The following is a 24,829-nucleotide window of genomic DNA, read 5'->3' as shown; positions in this document are numbered from 1 at the left end:
GCAGATTGCCGATAACTTTCAGGAAGAACGCCGATGAACTTCTTGGTTGACTTGAACAGTAGGAATAACAGCAGATCAACAAATGATATCAATTATCATTTCGAAACTTGCGATTCTTTACAGCCTGCAAGAAACATAATTAACGAAAGCGCGGCGAATCCCCGAAATACAAGGGCTACAGGGAGTTACGAGGGTTTTTTGTTCTTAATCCTACGAATAAATTTGCCGTAGAAATTTTACTTGCACCGGCTTTACCCATAAAATCAGCGCGATAGATCCAGCTGCGACATATCGTCACTGCTCCAACTCTTTTACGCTCAGAGACCACCGTGCTCTGTTAAGGATTCTCAGCATGCCCGATTCGACCGGACTGATCGCCCACAACTGGGGTTTCGCCATTTTCCTGTTGGGTGTCGTCGGCCTCTGCGCCTTCATGCTCGGCCTGTCCAGCCTGCTCGGTAGCAAGGCCTGGGGTCGCAGCAAGAACGAGCCGTTCGAATCCGGCATGCTGCCTACCGGCGGCGCCCGCCTGCGCCTGTCGGCCAAATTCTATCTGGTCGCGATGCTGTTCGTGATCTTCGATATCGAAGCCCTCTTTCTCTTTGCATGGTCTGTGTCCGTCCGCGAAAGCGGCTGGACCGGATTCGTCGAAGCTCTCGTTTTCATAGCAATTCTGTTGGCAGGTCTTGTCTACCTTTGGCGGGTCGGGGCGCTCGATTGGGCTCCCGTGGGTCGCCGCAAGCGGCAAGCGAAGCTGAAACAATGAGGCTTTGGCAATGCAATACAATCTCACCAGAATCGATCCGGACGCGCCCAACGAGCAGTACCCAATCGGAGATCGGGAAACCGTCTCCGATTCGCTGCTAGAGGACCAGGTCCACAAGAACATCTTCATGGGCAAGCTCGAGGATGTGCTCAGTGGTGCGGTCAACTGGGGTCGCAAGAACTCCCTCTGGCCCTACAACTTCGGCCTATCCTGCTGCTACGTGGAGATGACCACGGCGTTCACCGCGCCGCACGACATCGCCCGTTTCGGCGCCGAAGTGATCCGGGCATCTCCGCGTCAGGCCGACTTCATGGTCATCGCCGGCACCTGCTTCATCAAGATGGCGCCGATCATCCAGCGCCTGTATGAGCAGATGCTGGAACCGAAGTGGGTCATTTCCATGGGTTCGTGTGCCAACTCCGGTGGCATGTACGACATCTACTCGGTCGTCCAGGGGGTCGACAAGTTCCTCCCCGTGGATGTCTACGTACCTGGCTGCCCGCCTCGCCCTGAAGCATTCCTGCAAGGCCTGATGCTTCTGCAGGAGTCGATTGGCCAGGAGCGACGCCCTCTTTCCTGGGTCGTTGGCGATCAAGGCGTGTACCGCGCCGAGATGCCGGCCCAGAAAGATCTGCGTCGTGAACAGCGCATGCAGGTGACCAACCTGCGCAGCCCCGACGAAGTCTGATCCAGCGACCTGCCGCCCGTTCCCCGGAACCGGCGGCCTGGCTTCATTCTCTACGTTGACCGAAAGCGACCGAGACCATGACAGCGGACACCGCTATTTACATTCCGCCTTACAAGGCTGACGACCAGGATGTGGTCGTCGAACTGCACAACCGTTTTGGCGCCGAGGCGTTCACCGCCCAGGACACCCGCACCGGCATGCCGGTACTGTGGGTCGACCGCGCCCGCCTGATCGAAATCCTGACGTTCCTGCGCAACGTCGCCAAGCCGTACAGCATGCTGTACGACCTGCACGGCGTCGACGAGCGCCTGCGCACCCAGCGCCGCGGCCTGCCGGGCGCCGACTTCACCGTGTTCTACCACCTGCTCTCGGTGGAACGTAACAGCGACGTGATGATCAAGGTTTCCTTGAGCGAAACCGACCTGAGCGTACCGACCGTCACCGGCATCTGGCCCAACGCCAACTGGTACGAACGCGAAGTCTGGGACATGTTCGGCATCGACTTCCCGGGCCACCCGCACCTGACCCGGATCATGATGCCGCCGACCTGGGAAGGTCACCCGCTGCGCAAGGACTTCCCTGCCCGCGCCACCGAATTCGATCCGTTCACCCTGAACCTCGCCAAGCAGCAACTGGAAGAAGAAGCCGCGCGCTTCAATCCGGAAGCCTGGGGCATGAAGCGCCAGGGTGCAAACGAGGACTATATGTTCCTCAACCTTGGCCCGAACCACCCTTCGGCCCACGGTGCCTTCCGTATCGTCCTGCAACTGGACGGCGAAGAGATCGTCGACTGCGTCCCGGACATCGGCTACCACCATCGTGGCGCCGAGAAGATGGCCGAACGCCAGTCCTGGCACAGCTTCATCCCGTACACCGACCGTATCGACTACCTCGGCGGGGTGATGAACAACCTGCCGTACGTCCTCGCCGTCGAGAAGCTGGCCGGGATCAAGGTGCCGCAGAAGGTCGATACCATCCGCGTCATGCTTGCCGAGTTCTTCCGCATCACCAGCCACCTGCTGTTCCTGGGGACCTACATCCAGGACGTCGGCGCCATGACCCCGGTGTTCTTCACCTTCACCGACCGTCAGCGCGCCTACACCGTGATCGAAGCCATCACCGGCTTCCGCCTGCACCCGGCCTGGTACCGCATCGGTGGCGTCGCCCACGACCTGCCGCGCGGCTGGGACAAACTGGTCAAGGACTTCGTCGAATGGCTGCCCAAGCGCCTGGACGAGTACGAAAAGGCCGCGCTGAAGAACAGCATCCTGAAGGGCCGCACCATCGGCGTCGCCCAGTACAACACCAAGGAAGCACTGGCCTGGGGCGTTACCGGTGCCGGCCTGCGGGCCACCGGCCTGGACTTCGACCTGCGCAAGGCGCGTCCTTACTCCGGCTATGAGAACTTCGAGTTCGAAGTGCCGCTGGCCCACAACGGCGATGCCTATGATCGCTGCATGGTCCGTGTCGAGGAGATGCGCCAGAGTATCCGCATCATCGACCAGTGCCTGCGCAACATGCCGGAAGGCCCGTACAAGGCGGACCATCCGCTGACCACGCCGCCACCGAAAGAGCGCACCCTGCAGCACATCGAAACCCTGATCACCCACTTCCTGCAGGTTTCGTGGGGCCCGGTCATGCCGGCCAACGAATCCTTCCAGATGATCGAGGCGACCAAGGGCATCAACAGTTACTACCTGACGAGCGACGGCGGCACCATGAGCTACCGCACCCGGATTCGCACGCCGAGCTACCCGCACCTGCAGCAGATCCCGTCGGTGATCCGCGGCAGCATGGTCGCGGACCTCATCGCGTACCTGGGCAGTATCGACTTCGTTATGGCTGACGTGGACCGCTAAGCATGAACAGCACGCTTATCCAGACTGACCGTTTCGCCCTGAGCGAAACCGAGCGCTCGGCCATCGAGCACGAGATGCATCACTACGAGGACCCGCGCGCGGCGTCCATCGAAGCCCTGAAGATCGTCCAGAAGCAACGCGGCTGGGTGCCGGACGGTGCCATCCATGCGATCGGCGAGATCCTCGGCATTCCCGCCAGCGACGTCGAAGGCGTGGCCACCTTCTACAGCCAGATCTTCCGCCAGCCTGTCGGCCGCCACATCATCCGCGTGTGCGACAGCATGGTCTGCTACATCGGCGGCCACGAGTCCGTGGTCGGCCAGATCCAGAGCGAGCTCGGCATCGGCCTGGGCCAGACCACCGCCGACGGCCGCTTCACCCTGCTTCCGGTGTGCTGCCTGGGCAACTGCGACAAGGCCCCGGCGCTGATGATCGACGACGACACCTTCGGCGACGTGCAGCCAGCCGGTGTCGCCAAATTGCTGGAGGGTTACGTATGACCATCACTTCCTTCGGCCCGGCCAACCGCATCGCGCGCAGTGCCGAGACCCATCCGCTGACCTGGCGCCTGCGCGACGACGGCGAGCCGGTGTGGCTCGACGAGTACCAGGCCAAGAACGGCTACGCCGCCGCCCGTACCGCACTGGCGCAGATGTCCCAGGATGATATCGTCCAGACGGTCAAGGATTCCGGCCTCAAGGGCCGCGGCGGCGCAGGCTTCCCCACCGGTGTGAAGTGGGGCCTGATGCCGAAAGACGAATCCATGAACATCCGCTACCTGCTGTGCAACGCGGACGAAATGGAGCCCAACACCTGGAAGGACCGCATGCTGATGGAGCAACAGCCCCATCTGCTGGTCGAGGGCATGCTGATCAGCGCCCGTGCCCTCAAGGCCTACCGCGGCTACATCTTCCTGCGTGGCGAATACACCACCGCCGCGCGCAACCTCAACCGCGCCATCGACGAAGCCAAGGCCGCAGGCCTGCTGGGCAAGAACATCCTCGGCAGCGGCTTCGATTTCGAACTGTTCGTGCACACCGGTGCCGGCCGCTACATCTGCGGTGAAGAAACCGCGCTGATCAACTCGCTGGAAGGCCGCCGCGCCAACCCGCGCTCCAAGCCGCCCTTCCCTGCCGCCGTGGGCGTGTGGGGCAAGCCGACCTGCGTCAACAACGTCGAGACCCTGTGCAACGTCCCGGCCATCGTCGGCAACGGCGTCGACTGGTACAAGTCGCTGGCCCGCGAGGGCAGCGAAGACCACGGCACCAAGCTGATGGGCTTCTCCGGCAAGGTGAAGAACCCTGGCCTGTGGGAACTGCCATTCGGCGTCACCGCCCGCGAGCTGTTCGAAGACTACGCCGGTGGCATGCGCGACGGTTACACGCTCAAGTGCTGGCAGCCAGGCGGAGCCGGTACCGGCTTCCTGCTTCCCGAGCACCTGGATGCACAAATGTATGCCGGCGGCATCGCCAAGGTGGGCACCCGGATGGGTACCGGCCTGGCCATGGCGGTGGACGACAGCATCAGCATGGTCTCCCTGCTGCGCAACATGGAAGAGTTCTTCGCGCGCGAGTCCTGCGGCTGGTGCACCCCGTGCCGCGACGGCCTGCCATGGAGCGTGAAGATGCTGCGTGCCCTGGAAAAAGGCCAGGGCAAGCGCGAGGACATCGACACCCTGCTGCAACTGGTGAACTTCCTCGGCCCTGGCCGGACCTTCTGTGCTCACGCACCAGGTGCCGTCGAGCCGCTGGGCAGTGCCATCAAATATTTCCGCTCCGAGTTCGAGGCCGGTGTCGCCGCCAATCCTGGTAGTGAAACCCTGCGCCCGAACCTGGCGCAGCCGATTGTGGTCGGCGCATAACAAGATGAAAAAGCGGATGGTCCGTGCCATCCGCCAGCCACGCAGGCTCGCCCGATCGATTCGCGCGGGCCGCGGGTACACCGATTTCCATTAGCCACACCCGCTCACGCGGGCCAACGAAGAACTTTGAACCATGGCCACTATCCACGTAGACGGCAAAGCGCTCGAAGTCAATGGTGCGGACAACCTGTTACAGGCTTGTCTGTCGCTCGGCCTCGACATCCCCTATTTCTGCTGGCACCCGGCGCTCGGTAGCGTCGGCGCCTGTCGCCAGTGCGCGGTCAAGCAGTACACCGACGAGAACGACACCCGTGGTCGCATCGTCATGTCCTGCATGACCCCCGCCTCCGACGGCACCTGGATTTCCATCGACGACGAAGAGTCCAAGGCGTTCCGCGCCAGCGTCGTCGAATGGCTGATGACCAACCACCCGCACGACTGCCCGGTCTGCGAGGAAGGCGGTCACTGCCACCTGCAGGACATGACGGTAATGACCGGCCACAACGAGCGCCGCTACCGTTTCACCAAGCGTACCCACCAGAACCAGGACCTCGGCCCGTTCATCGCCCACGAGATGAACCGCTGCATCGCCTGCTATCGCTGCGTGCGCTACTACAAGGACTACGCCGGCGGTACCGACCTGGGCGTCTACGGTGCCCACGACAACGTCTATTTCGGACGCGTCGAGGACGGCGTGCTGGAGAGCGAGTTCTCCGGCAACCTGACCGAGGTCTGCCCGACCGGTGTATTCACCGACAAGACCCACTCCGAGCGCTACAACCGCAAGTGGGACATGCAGTTTGCCCCGAGCATCTGCCACGGCTGCTCCAGCGGCTGCAACATCAGCCCCGGCGAACGCTACGGTGAACTGCGCCGGATCGAAAACCGCTTCAACGGCTCGGTGAACCAGTACTTCCTCTGCGACCGCGGCCGCTTCGGCTACGGCTACGTCAACCGTACCGACCGCCCACGCCAGCCGCTGCTGGCCGACGGCACCAAGCTCAGCGTGGACGCCGCCCTGGACAAGGCCGCCGAACTGCTGCGCGGCCGCAACATCGTCGGTATCGGCTCGCCCCGCGCCAGCCTGGAAAGCAACTATGGCCTGCGCGAGCTGGTCGGTGCCGAGCATTTCTACTGCGGCATGGAAGCGTCCGAACTGGAGCGCGTGCGCCTGGTCCTGCAGGTGCTGAACGACAGCCCGCTGCCAGTCCCGACCCTGCGCGACATCGAGGACCACGACGCCGTGTTCGTCCTCGGCGAAGACCTGACCCAGACCGCTGCCCGCGTCGCCCTGGCCGTGCGCCAGGCCACCAAGGGCAAGGCCGAGGCCATGGCCGAAGCGATGAAAGTCCAGCCATGGCTCGATGCCGCGGTGAAGAACATCGGCCAGCACGCCCTGTACCCGCTGTTCATCGCCAGCCTGGCTGAAACCAAGCTCGATGACGTTGCCGAAGAATGCGTGCATGCCGCGCCGGACGACCTGGCCCGCCTCGGTTTCGCCGTGGCCCACGCCATCGACCCGAGCGCCCCGGCGGTCGAAGGCCTGGACAGCGAAGCAGCCGAACTGGCCAAGCGCATCGCCGATGCCCTGGTGGCCGCCAAGCGTCCGCTGGTCGTCTCCGGTGGATCGCTCGGTTCCAAGGCGCTGATCGAAGCCGCCGCCAACATCGCCAAGGCCCTCAAGCTGCGTGACAAGGCCGGCTCGCTGAGCCTGGTGGTTCCAGAAGCCAACAGCATCGGCATGGCCATGTTCGGTGGCGACTCGGTGGATGCCGCGCTGGACGCGGTGATCGCCGGCAAGGCCGATGCCATCGTCGTGCTGGAAAACGACCTGTACAGCCGCGTCCCGGCCGCCAAGGTCGATGCCGCCTTCGCCGCGGCCAAGGTGATCATCGTTGCCGACCACTCCAAGACCGCGACCAGCGACCGTGCCCACCTGGTGCTGCCAGCCGCCACCTTCGCCGAAGGCGACGGCACCCTGGTCAGCCAGGAAGGCCGCGCCCAGCGCTTCTTCCAGGTGTTCGATCCAACCTACCTGGACAGCAGCATCCTGGTTCATGAAGGCTGGCGCTGGATGCACGCCCTGCGCGCAACGCTGTTGAACAAGCCGGTGGACTGGACCCAACTGGACCACGTCACCAGCGCCTGTGCCAGCGTTACCCCGCAACTGGCCGGCATCGTCAACGCCGCACCGTCCGCCGCGTTCCGCATCAAGGGCCTGAAGCTGGCCCGCGAACCGCTGCGCTACTCCGGTCGTACCGCCATGCGCGCCAATATCAGCGTGCACGAACCGCGTACCCCGCAGGACCAGGACACCGCCTTCGCCTTCTCCATGGAAGGCTACTCGGGCTCCGCCGAACCGCGCTCGCAAGTGCCGTTCGCCTGGTCGCCGGGCTGGAACTCGCCGCAAGCCTGGAACAAGTTCCAGGACGAGGTCGGTGGTCACCTGCGCGCAGGCGACCCGGGCACCCGCCTGATCGAGTCCCAGGGCGATCGCCTGCAGTGGTTCGCCAGCGTACCGGGCGCCTTCGCCCCGGCCCGCGGTACCTGGCAGGTGGTGCCGTTCTACCACCTGTTCGGCAGCGAGGAGACCTCCTCCCGCGCGGCGCCGGTGCAAGAGCGCATTCCGCAGCCTTACGTTGCGCTGGCCAAGTCGGAAGCCGACCGCCTGGGTGTCAACGACGGCGCCCTGCTCAGCCTGAACGTAGCCGGGCAGACCCTGCGCCTGCCGCTGCGCATCAATGAAGAACTGGGCGCTGGCCTGGTCGCCTTGCCGAAAGGCCTGGCCGGCATTCCGCCAGCCATCTTCGGTGTATCCGTCGAAGGCCTGCAGGAGGCAGCACAATGACCTGGTTCACCCCCGAAGTGATCGATGTGATCATCGCCGTCGTCAAGGCCGTCGTGGTCCTGCTGGCGGTGGTGGTCTGCGGCGCGCTGCTCAGCTTCATCGAGCGGCGCCTGCTGGGCTGGTGGCAAGACCGTTACGGTCCGAACCGCGTCGGCCCGTTCGGCATGTTCCAGATCGCTGCCGACATGCTGAAGATGTTCTTCAAGGAAGACTGGAACCCGCCTTTCGTCGACCGCATGATCTTCACCCTGGCACCGGTGGTGGCGATGAGCGCCCTGCTGATCGCCTTCGTGATCATCCCGATCACCCCGACCTGGGGTGTCGCGGACCTGAACATCGGCCTGCTGTTCTTCTTCGCCATGGCCGGTCTGTCGGTCTACGCCGTGCTCTTCGCCGGCTGGTCGTCGAACAACAAGTACGCCCTGCTCGGCAGCCTGCGCGCCTCGGCCCAGACCGTGTCCTATGAAGTGTTCATGGGCCTGGCGCTGATGGGCGTGGTGGTCCAGGTCGGCTCCTTCAACATGCGCGACATCGTCGAGTACCAGGCGCAGAACCTGTGGTTCATCATTCCGCAGTTCTTCGGCTTCTGTACCTTCTTCATCGCCGGCGTGGCCGTGACCCACCGTCACCCCTTCGACCAGCCGGAAGCGGAACAGGAACTGGCCGACGGCTACCACATCGAGTATGCCGGCATGAAGTGGGGCATGTTCTTCGTCGGCGAGTACATCGGCATCATCCTGGTGTCGGCGCTGCTGGTGACCCTGTTCTTCGGCGGCTGGCACGGCCCGTTCGATCTGCTGCCGCAGGTCCCGTTCCTGTGGTTCGCCCTGAAGACCGGTTTCTTCATCATGCTGTTCATCCTGCTGCGCGCCTCGATCCCGCGCCCGCGCTATGACCAGGTGATGGACTTCAGCTGGAAGTTCTGCCTGCCGCTGACCCTGCTCAATTTGCTGGTGACCGCTGCGATCGTGTTGCTCAACACGCCAGCTGTTGCGGCCCAGTGAGGATCTGACCCATGTTCAAATATATTGGCGACATCGTGAAGGGCACCGGCACCCAGCTGCGCAGCCTGGTGATGGTGTTCTCCCACGGGTTCCGCAAGCGCGACACCCTGCAATACCCGGAAGAGCCGGTCTACCTGCCGCCCCGCTACCGTGGCCGCATCGTCCTGACCCGCGACCCCGATGGCGAAGAGCGCTGCGTAGCGTGCAACCTGTGTGCCGTGGCCTGCCCGGTGGGTTGCATCTCGCTGCAGAAAGCCGAAACGGAAGACGGACGCTGGTATCCGGAGTTCTTCCGCATCAACTTCTCGCGCTGCATTTTCTGCGGCCTCTGCGAGGAAGCCTGCCCGACCACCGCGATCCAGCTCACTCCGGATTTCGAAATGGCCGAGTTCAAACGTCAGGACCTGGTGTACGAGAAAGAAGATCTGCTGATCTCCGGCCCCGGCAAGAATCCCGACTACAACTTCTACCGTGTTGCAGGTATGGCCGTTGCCGGCAAGCCGAAGGGCGCCGCGCAGAACGAAGCCGAGCCGATCAACGTGAAGAGCTTGCTCCCTTAAGGAAGAAAGATGGAATTCGCTTTCTATTTCGCATCCGGCGTTGCCGTGGTGTCCACCCTGCGGGTGATCACCAATACCAACCCCGTGCACGCCCTGCTCTACCTGATCATTTCCCTGATCGCCGTGGCGATGACCTTCTTCGCGCTCGGCGCACCGTTCGCCGGCGCCCTGGAAGTGATCGCCTACGCCGGCGCCATCATGGTGCTGTTCGTCTTCGTGGTGATGATGCTCAACCTGGGCCCGGCGTCGGTCGCCCAGGAGCGCGGCTGGCTGACCCCCGGCATCTGGCTCGGCCCTGTCGTGCTGGCCGGCCTGTTGCTGGCCGAACTGCTCTATGTGCTGTTCAGCACCGAGAGCGGCGCTGCCATCGGCCACACCACCGTCGACGCCAAGGCGGTCGGCGTCAGCCTGTTTGGTCCTTACCTGCTGGTGGTGGAACTGGCCTCCATGCTGCTGCTCGCAGCGGCTGTCACGGCCTTCCACGTCGGCCGCAACGAGGCGAAGGAGTAATCACATGCCTGCAATCCCGTTAGAACACGGCCTGGCCGTCGCCGGCATCCTGTTCAGCCTCGGTCTGGTCGGCCTGATGGTCCGCCGCAACATTCTCTTCGTGCTCATGAGTCTGGAAATCATGATGAACGCCTCGGCACTGGCGTTCATCGTCGCGGGCGCCCGCTGGGCCCAGCCGGATGGACAGGTGATGTTCATCCTGGTGATCAGCCTGGCAGCGGCCGAGGCCAGTATCGGCCTGGCGATCCTGCTGCAGCTGTATCGCCGCTTCCACACTCTCGATATCGATGCAGCCAGTGAGATGCGCGGATGAACCTTCTCTTCCTGACTTTCGTATTCCCCCTGATCGGCTTCCTGCTGCTGTCGTTCTCCCGCGGTCGTTTCTCGGAGAACCTCTCGGCGCTGATCGGTGTAGGTTCGGTCGGCCTGTCGGCAATCGTTGCCGCCTGGGTGATCTGGCAGTTCAACGTGGCGCCGCCGGAAAACGGCGTGTACACCCAACTGCTGTGGCAGTGGATGTCGGTCGACGGCTTCGCCCCGTCCTTCACCCTGCACCTGGACGGCCTGTCGGTGACCATGCTCGGCGTGGTGGTCGGCGTCGGCTTCCTGATCCACCTGTTCGCGTCCTGGTACATGCGTGGTGAAGCGGGCTACTCGCGCTTCTTCTCCTACACCAACCTGTTCATCGCCAGCATGTTGTTCCTGATCCTGGGCGACAACCTGCTGTTCATCTACTTCGGTTGGGAAGGCGTGGGCCTGTGCTCGTACCTGTTGATCGGTTTCTACTACAGCAACCGCAACAACGGTAACGCCGCGCTGAAGGCCTTCATCGTTACCCGTATCGGCGACGTGTTCATGGCCATCGGCCTGTTCATCCTGTTCCAGCAGCTCGGCACCCTGAACATCCAGGAACTGCTGGTGCTGGCCCCGCAGAAGTTCCAGGCGGGCGATACCTGGATGGTCCTGGCGACCCTGATGCTGCTCGGCGGTGCGGTCGGTAAATCCGCCCAGCTGCCGCTGCAGACCTGGCTGGCCGACGCGATGGCCGGTCCGACCCCGGTTTCGGCGCTGATCCACGCCGCGACCATGGTCACCGCGGGCGTCTACCTGATCGCCCGTACCCACGGCCTGTTCCTGCTGGCGCCGGACGTGCTGCACCTGGTCGGCGTGGTCGGCGGTGTCACCCTGGTCCTGGCCGGCTTCGCCGCCCTGGTACAGACCGACATCAAGCGGATCCTCGCCTACTCCACCATGAGCCAGATCGGCTACATGTTCCTCGCCCTCGGCGTTGGTGCATGGGACGCGGCGATCTTCCACCTGATGACCCACGCCTTCTTCAAGGCCCTGCTGTTCCTTGCCTCCGGTGCGGTGATCGTTGCCTGCCACCACGAGCAGAACATCTTCAAGATGGGCGGCCTGTGGAAGAAACTGCCGCTGGCCTATGCCAGCTTCGTGGTCGGTGGTGCCGCCCTGGCCGCCCTGCCGTTGGTCACCGTGGGCTTCTACTCCAAGGACGAGATCCTCTGGGAAGCCTTCGCCAGTGGTAACACCGGCCTGCTGTATGCCGGCCTGGTCGGTGCCTTCATGACCTCGCTGTACACCTTCCGCCTGATCTTCATCGCCTTCCACGGCGAAGCCAAGACCGAGGCCCATGCCGGCCACGGTATCTCCCACTGGCTGCCGCTGGGCGTGCTGATCGTCCTGTCGACCTTCGTCGGTGCCTGGATCCACCCACCGCTGGCCGGCGTACTGCCGGAAAGCGCGGGCCATGCCGGCGGCGAAGCCAAGCACAGCCTGGAAATCGCCTCGGGCGCCATCGCCATCGCCGGTATCCTGCTGTCGGCCCTGCTGTTCCTTGGCAAGCGCCGCTTCGTGACCGCCGTCGCCAACAGCGGCATCGGTCGCCTGCTCTCGGCCTGGTGGTTCGCGGCCTGGGGCTTCGACTGGATCTACGACAAGCTGTTCGTAAAACCCTACCTGCTGATCAGCCACATCCTGCGCAAGGACCCGGTGGACCGCACCATCGGCCTGATCCCGCGCATGGCCCGTGGCGGCCACGCCGCCATGAGCAAGACCGAAACCGGTCAGCTGCGCTGGTACACCGCGTCCATCGCCGTAGGTGCCGTACTGGTACTCGGCGCTGTCCTGATGGCTGCGGTCTGATATGAACCTTGCGACTTTGCGAAAGGAATTGAGCCCGTCATGATTTTGCCTTGGCTGATCCTGATCCCCTTCATCGGCGGCCTGCTGTGCTGGCTGGGTGAGCGCTTCGGCGCCACCCTGCCGCGCTGGATCGCGCTGCTGACCATGTCCCTGCTCCTTGGTATCGGCCTCTGGCTGTGGGCCAACGGGGACTACACCCTCGCCCCTGCCCCGGGCGCCGACCCACAGTGGACCGTCGAGTTCAAGGTCCTCTGGATCGAGCGCTTCGGCATCAGCCTGCACCTGGCCCTCGATGGCCTGTCGCTGCTGATGATCCTGCTGACCGGCCTGCTCGGCGTGCTGTCCGTGCTCTGCTCGTGGAAAGAGATCCAGCGCCACGTCGGCTTCTTCCACCTCAACCTGATGTGGATCCTCGGCGGCGTGGTCGGCGTGTTCCTCGCCCTCGACCTGTTCCTGTTCTTCTTCTTCTGGGAAATGATGCTGGTGCCGATGTATTTCCTCATCGCGCTCTGGGGTCACAGCTCCTCCGACGGCAAGAAGACTCGGATCTACGCTGCAACCAAGTTCTTCATCTTCACCCAGGCCAGCGGCCTGATCATGCTGGTGGCGATCCTTGGCCTGGTGCTGGTCAACTTCAACAACACCGGCGTGATCACCTTCGACTACAGCCAACTGCTCAAAGCCGATCTGCCGGCCGGTACCGAGTACCTGCTGATGCTGGGCTTCTTCATCGCCTTCGCGGTGAAGCTGCCGGTGGTGCCGTTCCACTCCTGGCTGCCTGATGCTCACGCCCAGGCCCCGACCGCCGGTTCCGTCGACCTCGCTGGTATCCTGCTGAAGACTGCGGCCTACGGCCTGCTGCGTTTCGCCCTGCCGCTGTTCCCGAATGCCTCGGCGGAGTTCGCGCCGATCGCCATGACCCTGGGCCTGATCGGCATCTTCTACGGCGCCTTCCTGGCCTTCGCCCAGACCGATATCAAGCGCCTGATCGCGTTTTCCAGCGTTTCGCACATGGGCTTCGTGCTGATCGGCATCTACTCCGGCAGCCAGCAGGCCCTGCAGGGCGCGGTGATCCAGATGCTGGCCCACGGCCTGTCGGCCGCCGCGCTGTTCATCCTCAGCGGCCAGCTGTACGAGCGCCTGCACACCCGTGACATGCGCCAGATGGGCGGCCTGTGGCACCGCATCGCCTACCTGCCGGCCATCAGCCTGTTCTTCGCGGCGGCTTCGCTGGGCCTGCCGGGCACCGGCAACTTCGTCGGCGAGTTCCTGATCCTGATCGGCAGCTTCGTCAGTGCCCCGTGGGTCACCGTCATCGCGACGTCCGGCCTGGTGTTCGGCTCGGTCTACTCGCTGATCATGATCCATCGCGCCTACTTCGGCCCGGCCAAATCGGAAGAAGTCCTGGCCGGCATGGACAGCCGCGAAATGATCATGGTGCTGGGCCTGGCGGTCCTGCTGATCGTGCTGGGCGTCTACCCGCAGCCGTTCCTCGACACTTCCGCCGCCACCATGAGCGGTGTGCAGCAATGGCTCGGCTCCGCCTTCACTCAACTCGCTTCGGCCCGGTAAGAGCGCTATGGACCTGACGATTCAACACTTTATCGCGCTTGCGCCACTGCTGATCACTACCATCACCGTTGTCGTGGTGATGCTAGCGATCGCCTGGCGCCGCAACCACTCGCAAACCTTCCTGCTGTCGACCGTGGGCCTGAACCTGGCCTTGCTGTCGATCCTGCCGGTTCTGAAAGTCGTGCCCCTGGCGGTGACCCCGCTGCTGACCGTGGACAAGTTCGCCTGCCTGTACATGGCGCTAATCCTGGTCGCCACCCTGGCCTGCGTGACCCTGGCCCATGCCTACCTGGGTGACGGCGGCTCCGGCTACCCGGGCAACCGCGAAGAGCTGTACCTGCTGATCCTCATGGCGGCCCTCGGTGGCCTGGTGCTGGTCTGCGCGCAACACCTGGCCGGCCTGTTCATCGGCCTGGAACTGCTCTCGGTACCGGTCTACGGCCTGGTGGCGTATGCCTTCTTCAACAAGCGTTCGCTGGAAGCCGGCATCAAGTACATGGTGCTGTCGGCCGCGGGTTCGGCCTTCCTGCTGTTCGGCATGGCCCTGCTCTACGCGGACGCCGGCAGCCTGGCCTTCGACACCATCGGCAAGGCCCTGGCCGCTACCAGCATGCCAAGCCTGCTGGCCCAGCTGGGCCTGGGGATGATGCTGGTCGGCCTGGCCTTCAAGCTGTCGCTGGTACCGTTCCACCTGTGGACCCCGGATGTATACGAAGGTGCTCCGGCGCCGGTCGCCGCCTTCCTGGCCACCGCCAGCAAGGTCGCGGTATTCGCCGTGGTGGTACGCCTGTTCATGCTCTCCCCTGCTGCCAGCAGTGGTGTGCTGACCACCGTGCTGTCGGTGATCGCCGTGGCTTCGATCCTGGTCGGCAACCTGCTGGCCCTGACCCAGAGTAACCTCAAGCGTCTGCTGGGTTACTCGTCGATCGCCCACTTCGGTTACCTGCTGATCGCCCTGGTGGCGAGCAAGGGCCTGGCCCTGGAAGCAATCGGCGTATACCTGGTCACCTACGTGATCACCAGCCTCGGTGCCTTCGGCGTGATTACCCTGATGTCCTCGCCGTACAACGGCCGTGATGCGGACGCCCTGTACGAGTACCGCGGCCTGTTCTGGCGCCGCCCATACCTGACCGCCGTACTGACCGTGATGATGCTGTCGCTGGCAGGCATCCCGCTGACCGCCGGCTTCATTGGCAAGTTCTACATCATCGCCACCGGCGTCGAATCGCAACTGTGGTGGCTGACCGGTGCGCTGGTCGTGGGCAGCGCCATCGGCGTCTTCTACTACCTGCGCGTGATGGTCACGCTCTACCTGATCGAGCCGAACCTGCGTCGTCACGATGCACCGTTCAACTGGGAGCAACGTACCGGTGGCGTCATGCTGCTGGCCATTGCCATCCTGGCCTTCGTTCTCGGCGTTTATCCGCAGCCACTGCTGGATCTGGTGCAACACGCTGGCCTCCAACTGGTCAGCTGATTCACCTGGCAAGAACACACCCCGCTCCGGCGGGGTGTTTTTTTTCCAGCACAGGCCTTGCCAGCCCGTTTACCGTTCAGGGCTCTCGATTTTCCTGCGCGGGGAGATCGTCCTGTCTTGGGCGCAAAGCGGCGCGCCTCAGATCGCTGTCAGCATGTGGCAAATGAACATCCGGGTTCGGCATGCCACTTGGCGAGAGTTCGTGAGTCATTTCGAATTCTGCACGTACCGACCAGCCACACGCTTCCGTAGTGCATTGCAGGTACGCCACGCGCAGGAAGATATGGCGTCCCTCGCTGGTACGTATGCGCATCCGGCTCTGGCAGTGGGGACATACGAGTTTATAAGTACTCACTGATGACTCCTTGCCGTGACACCGTCCCAAGCCGGAAGCAGCGCACACTGCGGCGATTTCGATAATTCATTCCTATTCCAATCTCCTGTAAGCTCAAAACAGTCAAGCCGAGGAAATTTCCCATGATGCGGCTGGAAATTTCTGACATTTAATTTCCCAAATGAGTAGTGCTCAATAGTGCAAAGAGAGAGAATGCGTTTCGCGTATTTTTTTGCCGAACATTATATCAGCATGCCTTGGGATTACTCGTTATGAGTATTAATGGATTTGCAGCGGTACTGGCTCGCATGAAGCTCGTCACCCAGTCGACCACCGACTCAGGGCTCTCGGCGGCGCTTGGGGTAAGCCCTCAAACCGTTAGCAGCTGGAAGGGTCGCGACAGTATTCCGTATGCGATCTGCGTTGATCTCGCCAATAAACATGGCATTTCCCTTGACTGGTTACTGGTTGGCGAGGGTCCCCGATTCCGCGCCCATAGCCATCAGGCCGTGAGCCATAACGCCGACCCTGACTGGGAAACCCAACTGCTCGCCGAAATGCGCCTGCTCAGCCCTCAGGATCAGCGCGCCATTGCTCTGGCCATTCAGGAAAAACAACGCCTGCGTGAACTGGAGCAGCAGCTCGAAGAGGTCAGCAGCCTGCTGTCGCAACTCCAAAATCCGGCTTCATGAGCCGCGCAAACGCTGGATAATGTCGCGCAATTCCGCGCCGTCCAGCCAGATCATCACCTTGATCACGATCGGTATCACCACCACCGCACCGATGAAGGCGGCCTCCCCTCCCGACAGAAACGGCCCGATCGAGCGCATCAGCGGCGTGAACAGATAACCTACCCCCGCCGACAACAGCAGAGACCCGATACGTTGCCAGGCTTTGAGAAAGCCTCGCGTACTTGCTACCAGCCAGGCACCGAGCAGCGCTCCGAACACCATGTCGCCCTCCACCGCCGGCAGGGATGAAGCAAGCCCCAGCCCGATGAACAGGCTGGACAGACTCGAGGTTGTAGGATCACTCATGGATAACACGCCTCAGCTCTCGTCGGATTGGTGCCGGAGGATGCCGTAGCGCAAGGCCTTGATCACGGCGGCTACCCGGGAATGAACTGATAGTTTGCGAAGTACATTGCTGACATGGAAGTTCACCGTAGACTCCTTGCAAGCAAGGATCTGAGAAATTTCCCAAGATGTTTTCCCACACGAACACCAATACAGAATCTCCTTCTCCCTAGGCGTCAGGGTAGGCGGTGCCACGCAGGCAGCAGGCGTGGTAACAGCAGAGGCGGTTGACATCCATAGTCTCCTGTAAAGAGGCACCGGGCTCGCCCGGGCCGGTTGACGATGGGCGAACGATACGGATCAGCCTTGCTGTAGGACCAGTCGTACAACCTGTAGCCAGCGAAGCTACAAATCACAGGACAGGGGTCACGCAAAAACGTCAGAAAAAGATGGTGATTTCAGAGCACGATCGTTCGTCTGACTTCACATTTCCTGTCAGATCAAACACGTTGGAGCTGTAAGATGCCGTCACCGCTGTCCCTGCGCTCTTCTCTGTGCCTGCTGGGCCTGACCCTGGCCGGCAGTGCCGGGGCCCAGCAACCGGAGAGCATCAAACTGGAGAGCATCGAACTGGAGCAAGTACTCATCCAGGAGCAGGACCAGGATGATCTCCAGGTTGCTCGCGAACGCCTGGAGCAGGTGCCCGGCGCTACCAACCTGATAGACATGAAGCGAGTCGGGCAAGGGCGCGTCGCCAGCAACCAGGATGTCCTCGCCTACCAGCCCGGGGTGTTCGCCCAGTCCGCCGGCAATGACGGTATTCGCCTGTCGATCCGGGGCTCGGGAATCAACCGGGCGCCAGGTGCCCACGGCTCCGGGACCTACGTCATGCTCGACGGCCTGCCCCTGACTGGCCCCGGCGGCACGCCCTACGAGCTGTTCGAACCCCTGTGGCTCAATCGCGCGGAAATCCTGCGCGGGGCCAATGGTTTCGACCGTGGCGCCCTGGCCTTGGGCGGAGCCATAAACTACGTGACCCATACCGGCTACGACGCCGCGCCCTTGCAATTGCGCTATGAAGCCGGCAGCCGCGGCTACCAGAAACGCCATATCAGCTCCGGCCAGGTACTCGGTGACTTCGATTACTACGTGGCCCTGACCGACACCGGGTACGACGGCTACCAGGATCACAGCAGCGGCAGCGGCAAGGGCGTTGCGGCGAACTTCGGCTACCGCTTCAATCCCGATCTGGAAACACGTTTCTACCTGCGTTACCGGGAAACCGACAATGACCTGGCCGGGCGCCTGACCAAGGACCAGATCAAGCATCACCCGCGGGCCGCCAACCCGGCCTACCTGAGCCGCAACGACAGTCGGCCGCAACCCGGGTCGACGTGGCTGGCCAACAAGACCACCTTCTATCTCGACGACGATTCGCAACTGGTCGCGGGCCTGGTCTGGCACGACTATCCGATGGATCTGCGCGACGGGCCGATGCGTCTGAAGGTGGCCTACGCCGATGTCAGCGGTACCCTGGACTATCAACGCCGACATACGCTGTTCGGCCATGACAGCAAGACCACGGTGGGCTGGCGCACTACCAAGCATTTGCCCAATAGCGGCGCCTCGCAGTATGCACGGGCAAACGACATCGTCGGCGCCAGGACCCGGGACTTTTCCTACCAGGGCTCGGATACCGTGCTGCATATCGGCAATGAACTGGAGCTGGTCCCCAACCTGTGGCTGACCAGCGGCCTGGCGGCGATCTATACCCGCCGGGAAAGCGATGTGACCTACAGCAATGTCACCTCGGGTCCGGGCGAAGGTCAGCATGCACGACTGGGACTACGCGCCGCGTATCGGCCTGCGCTATGACGCCAGCCCGAGCCTGCAGCTGTACGGCAACCTGAGCCGTTCGGTGGAACCGCCACACCCGTGGTCGCTGATCTGGAGCGCGCCTACGCAGTACCAGCCCATCGAGCTGAAAAACCAGACCGCTACCACGCTCGAGCTGGGCGCCCGTGGCGACTCGGACCTGGGTCGCTGGGACCTGTCCTGGTATTACTCGGCCGTGCGCCATGAACTGCTGATGGTCGAGATCCAGGCCCCCATCCGCAGCGAAAGCAACGCCAGCCCGACCATCCACCAGGGTATCGAGGCCAGCCTCGACAGCACGCTATGGCAACGCGGCGATATCGGCCGGCTATCCCTGCGCCAGGCCTACACCCTCAACGACTTCCACTACCGCAACGACAAGGTCTTCGGCGACAACCGCCTGCCGGGCATCCCGATGCACTACTACCAGGGCGAGCTGCGTTTCGACCTGCCCAGCGGTTTCTACGCCGGGATCAACACCACCATGGCCTCCAAGGTGCAGGTCGATTACGCCAACAGCTACGACGCCGATGCCTACGCGATCCTCGGCGCCACCTTCGGCTACAACGCACCGAAGAAGGACTGGCAGACCTGGCTCGACCTGCGCAACCTGACCAACAAGCGCTACGCTGCGATCGTCGTTCCGGGCTACAACGACAACGGCGCGGATGTGGCAAGGTCGGTGCCCGGCGAAGGCTTCGGGGTCTATGCCGGCGTGTCCTACACCTTCCACTGAGAGTGTCTGAAAACTCTGTGAGGTGGGTCAGGCAAAGCGTGGAATTGTCCACCATACTGGCTGGGTCGCGCTGACCGGGCCATGCCCGAGCGCCCCTTTTCCAGGAGAAACGACGATGGCCACATTCGACCCCGGGCAACTGCATATCGAACGACATGCGCTGACGCCGAAGGACGTCAGCTACAACCTGAAGATCAGCTACGAGGTCACCCAGGACCCGAAACAAGGCAAGGGCATTCAGTTCAGGATGCACGGCAGCATCCAGGACAAGAACGTGGACGAGACCTTCTGGTTACCCAAGGAGGAAGCCTACAACTTTGCCCGCAACGTCACGCAGATCGCCGAGCGATACGGGATTCCCAAGGAACTGAGCAGCATTGGCTCGCAGCACAAGCACTACGATCTGATGTTCGAAGACATACGCCAGAAGCTGAACATGCAGTCCGGCGATGCGGTGGACGTCCGCCATTTCGAATGACGCCCACCGCAAGGCACGCCCGGCCTGTCAAGGCGGAAGCTGCACCTGTGGCCGGGTATTGGTGAAGATTCCCCAACTGGACACGAACAGCGCGGCGATCAACGGCCCGATGACGAAGCCGTTGAGCCCGAACACCGCCAGGCCGCCGAGGGTCGAGACCAGGATCAGGTAATCCGGCAGGCGCGTGTCCTTGCCCACCAGCAGCGGGCGCAGCAGGTTGTCCACCAGCCCGATCACGCAAACGCCGAAGGCGGTCAATACCACGCCCTGCCACACTGCCCCGCTGAACAGGAAATACACCGCCACCGGCGCCCAGACGATTCCCGCGCCCACCGCTGGCAGCAGCGACAGGAAGGCCATCAGCACGCCCCACAATAGCGGGCTCGGTACATCCAGCACCCAGAAGATCAGGCCGCCCAGGGCGCCCTGGGCGATGGCCACCAGCAAGTTGCCCTTGACCGTGGCGCGTACCACCCGGTTGAACTTCAACTGCAGGCGGCGCTTCTGCTGCTCGGCCAGGGGGATCGCCATGCGGATCCGCCGCACCAGCTCCGCACCGTCGCGCAGGAAGAAGAACAGCAGGTACAGCATCACACCGAGGCTGACCACCAGGTCGAAGGTGCCCTGGCCGAAGCTGTAGGCCTGGCTGGCGAAGAACTGGCTGCCCTCCATGGCGCCCTTGGCGACCTTGTCGCGCAGGCCGTCGAGGTCTCCGATGCCAAGGCGCTCCAGTCCATGCTGGACGATGGGCGGCAGCACTTCCTTGAAGCGCTCGACATAACCGGCGATATCCAGCTCGCCACTCTCGATGCGCTTGTAGATCATCCCGCCTTCCTGCACCAGCAGGCCGCTGACGACGATCACCGGCAAAACCACGATCAACAGGCACACGAGCAGGGTCAGCCCGGCGGCCAGGCTGCGTCGCTGGTTAAGGCGCAGCAGCAGGCGCCGCTGCATGGGCGCAAAGAGTACGCCGAGAATCACGGCCCAGAAGATGGCCCCGTAGTACGGCAGGAGGATCCAGAAGAAGGCCACCGTGACCAGGACCAGCAACCCGATGAGGGTTCTTTTTTGCAATGCGGTTTCGCTCATGTCGGTCCTTAGATCAACACCTGTTTATCGGGTGCGGCTGATGGCCTCATCGCTGGCAAGCCAGCTCCCACAGGATCCGCGTATCTGTGGGAGCTGGCTTGCCAGCGATGAGGCCGCCAGCAGCACTGAACATTAGTGCCCTGCGCCACGCAGAAAGTGCCGTTGCTCCAGATCAATAAATCGAAACCGCCCCTGCCGTAGCATCCGCGCCTTTTGCCCCGGTGCACCGACCATGACCAAGCCCGAACTGCTCGCCCCCGCCGGCACCCTGAAGAACATGCGCTACGCCTTTGCCTATGGCGCCGATGCCGTCTATGCCGGCCAGCCGCGCTACAGCCTGCGGGTGCGCAACAACGAGTTCGACCACGCCAACCTCGCCCTCGGCATCAAGGAAGCCCAGGCCCAGGGCAAACGGTTCTACGTGGTGGTCAACATCGCGCCGCACAACGCCAAGCTCAAGACCTTCCTCAAGGACCTGGAGCCGGTGATCGCCATGGCCCCGGATGCGCTGATCATGTCCGACCCGGGGCTGATCATGCTGGTGCGCGAGCATTTCCCGCAGATGCCGATCCACCTTTCGGTGCAGGCCAATACGGTGAACTGGGCCAGCGTGAAGTTCTGGAAGGGCCTGGGCCTGACCCGGGTGATCCTGTCGCGCGAGCTGTCCCTGGAAGAGATCGAGGAAATCCGCCAGCAGGTACCGGAGATGGAGCTGGAAGTCTTCGTCCATGGCGCACTGTGCATGGCCTATTCCGGGCGCTGCCTGCTGTCCGGCTACCTCAACCGCCGCGACGCCAACCAGGGCAGTTGCACCAACGCCTGTCGCTGGAAATACACCGCCAGCGAGGCCACCGAGAACGAAACCGGAGATATCGTCCGCGCCTTCGAACCGGAACCGACCCTCGGCCTCGGTGCCCCCACCGAGCAGGTTTTCCTGCTCCAGGAAAGCAATCGCCCGGACGAAGACATGCCGGCCTTCGAGGACGAGCACGGCACCTACATCATGAATGCCAAGGACCTGCGCGCCGTGCAGCATGTCGAGCGCCTGGCGCGCATGGGCGTGCATTCGCTGAAGATCGAGGGACGCACCAAGTCGCATTTCTACTGCGCGCGCACCACCCAGGTGTACCGCCAGGCCATCGACGATGCGGTGGCCGGACGCGAATTCGACCGCTCGCTGATGCTCGACCTCGAATCCCTGGCCCAGCGCGGCTACACCGAAGGCTTCCTGCGCCGCCACGTGCATGACGAATACCAGAACTACCAGCGCGGCAACTCGGTGTCGGAGCGCCAGCAGTTCGTGGGCGAACTGACCGGTGAACGGGTCGACGGGCTGGCGCAAGTCCTGGTGAAGAACCGCTTCGCCCTGGGCGATCACCTGGAGTTGATGACCCCGGCTGGCAACTTCCACTTCGACCTGGCCGAACTGCGCGACCGCCACGGCAAACCGCTGCAGGTCGCCCCCGGCGACGGCCATGTGGTCTACCTGCCAGTACCCGGGCAGGCCGACCTGGCCTACGGCCTGCTGATGCGTGATGTCAACGGCTGACAGCAGCCTCGCTCGGCAGCGGTTCGCCGATCGACTGCGTGCGGTACTGCGGATCGGCCTTGATCTGCGCTTCGGTGAAGGGTGTCGCGTGCCACTGACCAGCCGAGAACGCGCGGGTCTGGTCGCTGGCATGGGGCGAAGCGGCCTCGCTGGACTGCGAGAACACCAGCAGACCCTCGGCCTGCGGCCCCTTGTCGTCGAACGTTACCAGTTGCAGATAGCTGGTGCCGCTGACCACCCGGCGCTTGCCCGGCGCACCGTCGACGCTCTGGATCGCGTTGTACACGCCGAGATTGGCCGGGCCGCCGTGGATCGGCGTGCCGTCGGCGGCCTGCTGGATCTGGCCCCAGCGGGTCGCTTCGTCGGCACCGGCCACCCGCGCTGCCGAGGCCAGCGCTGCTTCGCGCAACATCTTCGCCACTGCGGCACGCTCCCAGGCCAGGCCGCGCGGAGTGTGCATCGGATCGGCAGGACTGAACGCGACCCGCCAGAAGCCGCCTTTCTCCTGCAACGCCTGCATGATGATCTGGAAATGCACCAGCCCAAGGCCGCTGTCCAGGCCAGCCCGGCCATCCCATCTGGCCAGCGAGGCACAGACGCTTCGCAGATTGGGGTCGTCCTCCGCCCCGGAACACCACTTGAGCAGATCCGGCAGCAACATCTCGGCCAGGTAGACCTGGTCGCCCATCACCATCTGCTTGAGGTCCTCGGCTCCGAGCTTGCCCGGTTGCTGAAGACGACTCAGGGCGAAGCGTGCGCGCGGGCCGAGGGGAATCCCGTCCCGGCTGACCAGCGGCGAAAAACCGGTCAACGGCTGTGCCGGATTGACCAGCCAGGCGCTGTCGTTGGCATGCTGGACGAAATCCCCGCGGCTTAACTGCGGCTGCATCTGCGCCGGGAAGATCCCCGGTTGCACGGCACGGGCGTCGACCTTCCAGTCGCAGGCGCTGCGCGAGCCGTCGAGCACGATCATCTCGGCGCCGGCCTTCGGGTCGCTGCAGCGGCCCAGCAGCTCGGCGTCAACGTAGGGCACCACCGACTGGTTGAGGTACAGGGTGCGGCCACCGGCATCGGTGGCCAGGGTGTTGACCCACGGAATACCTTGCAAACGCTGCACCGACGCCTGCAGGGCCGCGAGACTGTCGGCCTGGTTGAGCGCATGCCATTGCTGCAGCACCCGGGTGTTGCCAAGGTTGGCATCCTGCACGCTGAAGGCAACACCGGACGTCCAGTCCAGGCGTCCCGGCCACTGCACCACCGGGCCGAAACGGGTGCTGAACAGTTCGCGGCTGATCTCGCGCAACTGCCCGTCCTCGCCCTTGACCGTGACCTTCAGCGTCTGCCGGTCCATTGGCAACGAGCGGCCATCGAATAGGTAGCGGGTCGGATCCGACGGATCGAGTTGCAGGCGATGCAGGGTGAAATGTCGCGAGGCGTCCACGGTGTGGGTCCAGGCTATATGGCGGTTGAAGCCGATATTCACCAGCGGCAGGCCCGGTAGCGCTGCGCCCATGACGTCGAGCTGGCCCGGGATGGTCAGGTGCATCTGGTAGAAGCGCATGCCGCCGTTCCAGGGAAAATGCGGATTGGCCAGGAGCATGCCGTGCCCAGTGCGCGATCGCTCGCTGCCCAGGGCCACTGCATTGCTGCCGCGCTCAAGGGCGAAGCGTTGCTGGTTTTCCAGGGCGACGCGCAGATCCTTAGGGTCGAACCGGGCGACCGTGCCAGGCGGCGTGGCAACTGCCACTGCTTCGGCGAACTGGCCGACCCCGCCCTCCACCAGCAAACGCCGGGTCAACCTGACCAGATCGAACGCAGTGATGGGGCGCAGCCACTCGGCTTGCTGACATTCAGCCGGCAGGCCCTGTTCGCGACGCTCGGCCAGCGCACGATTGAAGCCTTGGGCATAACCTTCCAGCAATGCCTGGATCGGCGCCGGCTGTGCTTGCCAGAACGCCGACACGGACTGCGGCGTATTCAGCCAGGTGAAGAACAGATCGCTGGAGAGATTGCGCCGCTGTTCCAGGGTCCGCTGCTGCGGCCCGAACCAGCGCGAGCGCTGGCCGTTGACCGTGACGACTTCATTGGCCAGCAGGCACAGGTTGTCCTGCCCGTAGGCATAGCCGATGCCATAGCCGAGGCCGCGTTCGTCGCGGGCAAGGATATGCGGCACACCGAAGGTGGTACGGCGGATTTCGGCGGAAACCGCCCCGGGATTGTCACGGGCCTGGGCACACAGGCCGATACCGGCCAGCATCAGGGCCAGGCAGAGCCTGGAGGAAGGGGAAATGGCGATCACGGGAACTCCTGCCGGAATCAGGCATAGCAAGGACATCCTGATAGAACGAAGTCCGGATGAAAAATTTACGGTAAAGGGGTGGCTGCTTCGTTACAGGTAGAAAGGCGGAATTTTTTTCCGCTCCAATTGCAGATTTGTCGCG

Annotated in this window: 21 protein-coding genes and 1 pseudogene; 17 read left to right on the top strand and 5 right to left on the bottom strand. The window is 63.3% G+C overall.

Annotation, left to right across the window (positions count from 1 at the left end):
• Positions 1-352 precede the first annotated feature (352 nt).
• From N7650_RS05265 to nuoN, 13 genes are all read left to right on the top strand, one after another.
• Positions 353-766, top strand: coding sequence for an NADH-quinone oxidoreductase subunit A (locus N7650_RS05265; protein ID WP_009400986.1), 414 nt, complete (start codon positions 353-355; stop codon positions 764-766).
• Between the two features lie 10 nt (positions 767-776).
• Positions 777-1,454: an NADH-quinone oxidoreductase subunit B gene (locus N7650_RS05260; protein ID WP_009400987.1), complete on the top strand. Its 678-nt coding sequence runs from the start codon at positions 777-779 to the stop codon at positions 1,452-1,454.
• Between the two features lie 77 nt (positions 1,455-1,531).
• On the top strand, positions 1,532-3,313 hold the full coding sequence (gene nuoC / locus N7650_RS05255; protein ID WP_009400988.1) for an NADH-quinone oxidoreductase subunit C/D: 1,782 nt from the start codon (positions 1,532-1,534) through the stop codon (positions 3,311-3,313).
• A 2-nt stretch (positions 3,314-3,315) separates the two neighbouring features.
• Positions 3,316-3,813 carry an NADH-quinone oxidoreductase subunit NuoE gene (gene nuoE, locus N7650_RS05250; protein WP_075803224.1) on the top strand — a complete coding sequence of 166 codons (498 nt, stop codon included), beginning with the start codon at positions 3,316-3,318 and terminating at the stop codon, positions 3,811-3,813.
• Positions 3,810-5,174 (top strand): NADH-quinone oxidoreductase subunit NuoF, encoded by a 1,365-nt coding sequence (gene nuoF, locus N7650_RS05245; RefSeq protein ID WP_279897286.1) that lies wholly within the window; start codon positions 3,810-3,812, stop codon positions 5,172-5,174. The genes nuoE and nuoF overlap by 4 nt, the downstream gene beginning before the upstream one ends.
• 133 nt (positions 5,175-5,307) lie before the next feature.
• Positions 5,308-8,022 carry an NADH-quinone oxidoreductase subunit NuoG gene (gene nuoG / locus N7650_RS05240; RefSeq protein WP_279897285.1) on the top strand — a complete coding sequence of 905 codons (2,715 nt, stop codon included), beginning with the start codon at positions 5,308-5,310 and terminating at the stop codon, positions 8,020-8,022.
• The gene (nuoH, locus tag N7650_RS05235; RefSeq protein ID WP_009400992.1) at positions 8,019-9,026 is read left to right on the top strand and encodes an NADH-quinone oxidoreductase subunit NuoH; all 1,008 of its coding nucleotides are present in this window, start codon (positions 8,019-8,021) and stop codon (positions 9,024-9,026) included. The genes nuoG and nuoH overlap by 4 nt, the downstream gene beginning before the upstream one ends.
• 11 nt (positions 9,027-9,037) lie before the next feature.
• Positions 9,038-9,586: an NADH-quinone oxidoreductase subunit NuoI gene (nuoI, locus tag N7650_RS05230; protein WP_009400993.1), complete on the top strand. Its 549-nt coding sequence runs from the start codon at positions 9,038-9,040 to the stop codon at positions 9,584-9,586.
• A gap of 9 nt (positions 9,587-9,595) precedes the next feature.
• Complete coding sequence (gene nuoJ, locus N7650_RS05225; protein WP_009400994.1) at positions 9,596-10,096, top strand: NADH-quinone oxidoreductase subunit J; 501 nt, start codon at positions 9,596-9,598, stop codon at positions 10,094-10,096.
• Positions 10,097-10,100: 4 nt separating this feature from the next.
• On the top strand, positions 10,101-10,409 hold the full coding sequence (nuoK, locus tag N7650_RS05220) for an NADH-quinone oxidoreductase subunit NuoK (protein WP_009400996.1): 309 nt from the start codon (positions 10,101-10,103) through the stop codon (positions 10,407-10,409).
• The gene (nuoL, locus tag N7650_RS05215) at positions 10,406-12,259 is read left to right on the top strand and encodes an NADH-quinone oxidoreductase subunit L (protein WP_009400997.1); all 1,854 of its coding nucleotides are present in this window, start codon (positions 10,406-10,408) and stop codon (positions 12,257-12,259) included. Before nuoK ends, nuoL begins: the two co-directional genes overlap by 4 nt.
• Before the next feature lie 39 nt (positions 12,260-12,298).
• A complete protein-coding gene (nuoM, locus tag N7650_RS05210) occupies positions 12,299-13,831 on the top strand; it encodes an NADH-quinone oxidoreductase subunit M (RefSeq protein WP_279897284.1) in 1,533 nt (510 codons plus the stop codon).
• A 7-nt stretch (positions 13,832-13,838) separates the two neighbouring features.
• Positions 13,839-15,308, top strand: a complete 1,470-nt coding sequence (gene nuoN, locus N7650_RS05205; protein ID WP_279897283.1) for an NADH-quinone oxidoreductase subunit NuoN — start codon at positions 13,839-13,841, stop codon at positions 15,306-15,308.
• A gap of 76 nt (positions 15,309-15,384) precedes the next feature.
• Here the strand turns inward: nuoN and N7650_RS05200 are convergent, their stop codons facing one another.
• Positions 15,385-15,663 (bottom strand): ogr/Delta-like zinc finger family protein, encoded by a 279-nt coding sequence (locus N7650_RS05200; RefSeq protein WP_009401001.1) that lies wholly within the window; start codon positions 15,661-15,663, stop codon positions 15,385-15,387.
• 251 nt (positions 15,664-15,914) lie between these two features.
• Between N7650_RS05200 and N7650_RS05195 the strand changes: the two genes are divergently transcribed.
• Positions 15,915-16,334, top strand: coding sequence for a helix-turn-helix domain-containing protein (locus N7650_RS05195; protein ID WP_279897282.1), 420 nt, complete (start codon positions 15,915-15,917; stop codon positions 16,332-16,334).
• On the opposite strand, the gene N7650_RS05190 is transcribed toward N7650_RS05195, so the two are convergent.
• Together N7650_RS05190 and N7650_RS05185 are read right to left on the bottom strand one after the other, a co-directional pair.
• Positions 16,329-16,679 carry a putative holin gene (locus N7650_RS05190; protein ID WP_009401003.1) on the bottom strand — a complete coding sequence of 117 codons (351 nt, stop codon included), beginning with the start codon at positions 16,677-16,679 and terminating at the stop codon, positions 16,329-16,331. The two genes, N7650_RS05195 and N7650_RS05190, sit on opposite strands and share 6 nt — an antisense overlap.
• Positions 16,680-16,691: 12 nt before the next feature.
• Positions 16,692-16,952 (bottom strand): helix-turn-helix transcriptional regulator, encoded by a 261-nt coding sequence (locus tag N7650_RS05185; RefSeq protein ID WP_080604773.1) that lies wholly within the window; start codon positions 16,950-16,952, stop codon positions 16,692-16,694.
• A 228-nt stretch (positions 16,953-17,180) separates the two neighbouring features.
• Between N7650_RS05185 and N7650_RS05180 the strand changes: the two are divergent.
• Together N7650_RS05180 and N7650_RS05175 are read left to right on the top strand one after the other, a co-directional pair.
• Positions 17,181-19,269, top strand: a pseudogene (locus N7650_RS05180) (TonB-dependent receptor).
• 115 nt (positions 19,270-19,384) lie between these two features.
• Complete coding sequence (locus N7650_RS05175) at positions 19,385-19,747, top strand: DUF5064 family protein (RefSeq protein WP_279897281.1); 363 nt, start codon at positions 19,385-19,387, stop codon at positions 19,745-19,747.
• 27 nt (positions 19,748-19,774) lie between these two features.
• On the opposite strand, the gene N7650_RS05170 is transcribed toward N7650_RS05175, so the two are convergent.
• Positions 19,775-20,839 carry an AI-2E family transporter gene (locus tag N7650_RS05170; protein WP_009401007.1) on the bottom strand — a complete coding sequence of 355 codons (1,065 nt, stop codon included), beginning with the start codon at positions 20,837-20,839 and terminating at the stop codon, positions 19,775-19,777.
• A 232-nt stretch (positions 20,840-21,071) separates the two neighbouring features.
• Here N7650_RS05170 and yegQ point away from each other — a divergent pair, with 232 nt between their 5' ends.
• On the top strand, positions 21,072-22,388 hold the full coding sequence (gene yegQ / locus N7650_RS05165; protein ID WP_279897280.1) for a tRNA 5-hydroxyuridine modification protein YegQ: 1,317 nt from the start codon (positions 21,072-21,074) through the stop codon (positions 22,386-22,388).
• On the opposite strand, the gene N7650_RS05160 is transcribed toward yegQ, so the two are convergent.
• Positions 22,378-24,645, bottom strand: a complete 2,268-nt coding sequence (locus tag N7650_RS05160) for an acylase (protein WP_279897397.1) — start codon at positions 24,643-24,645, stop codon at positions 22,378-22,380. The two genes, yegQ and N7650_RS05160, sit on opposite strands and share 11 nt — an antisense overlap.
• Between the last annotated feature and the right edge of the window lie 184 nt (positions 24,646-24,829).

The organism is Pseudomonas sp. GD04058, assembly GCF_029836855.1.
GTDB lineage: Bacteria > Pseudomonadota > Gammaproteobacteria > Pseudomonadales > Pseudomonadaceae > Aquipseudomonas > Aquipseudomonas bharatica.
Note: the sequence above shows the minus strand (reverse complement) of the source record. Positions and strands in the feature narration are given on the sequence as shown.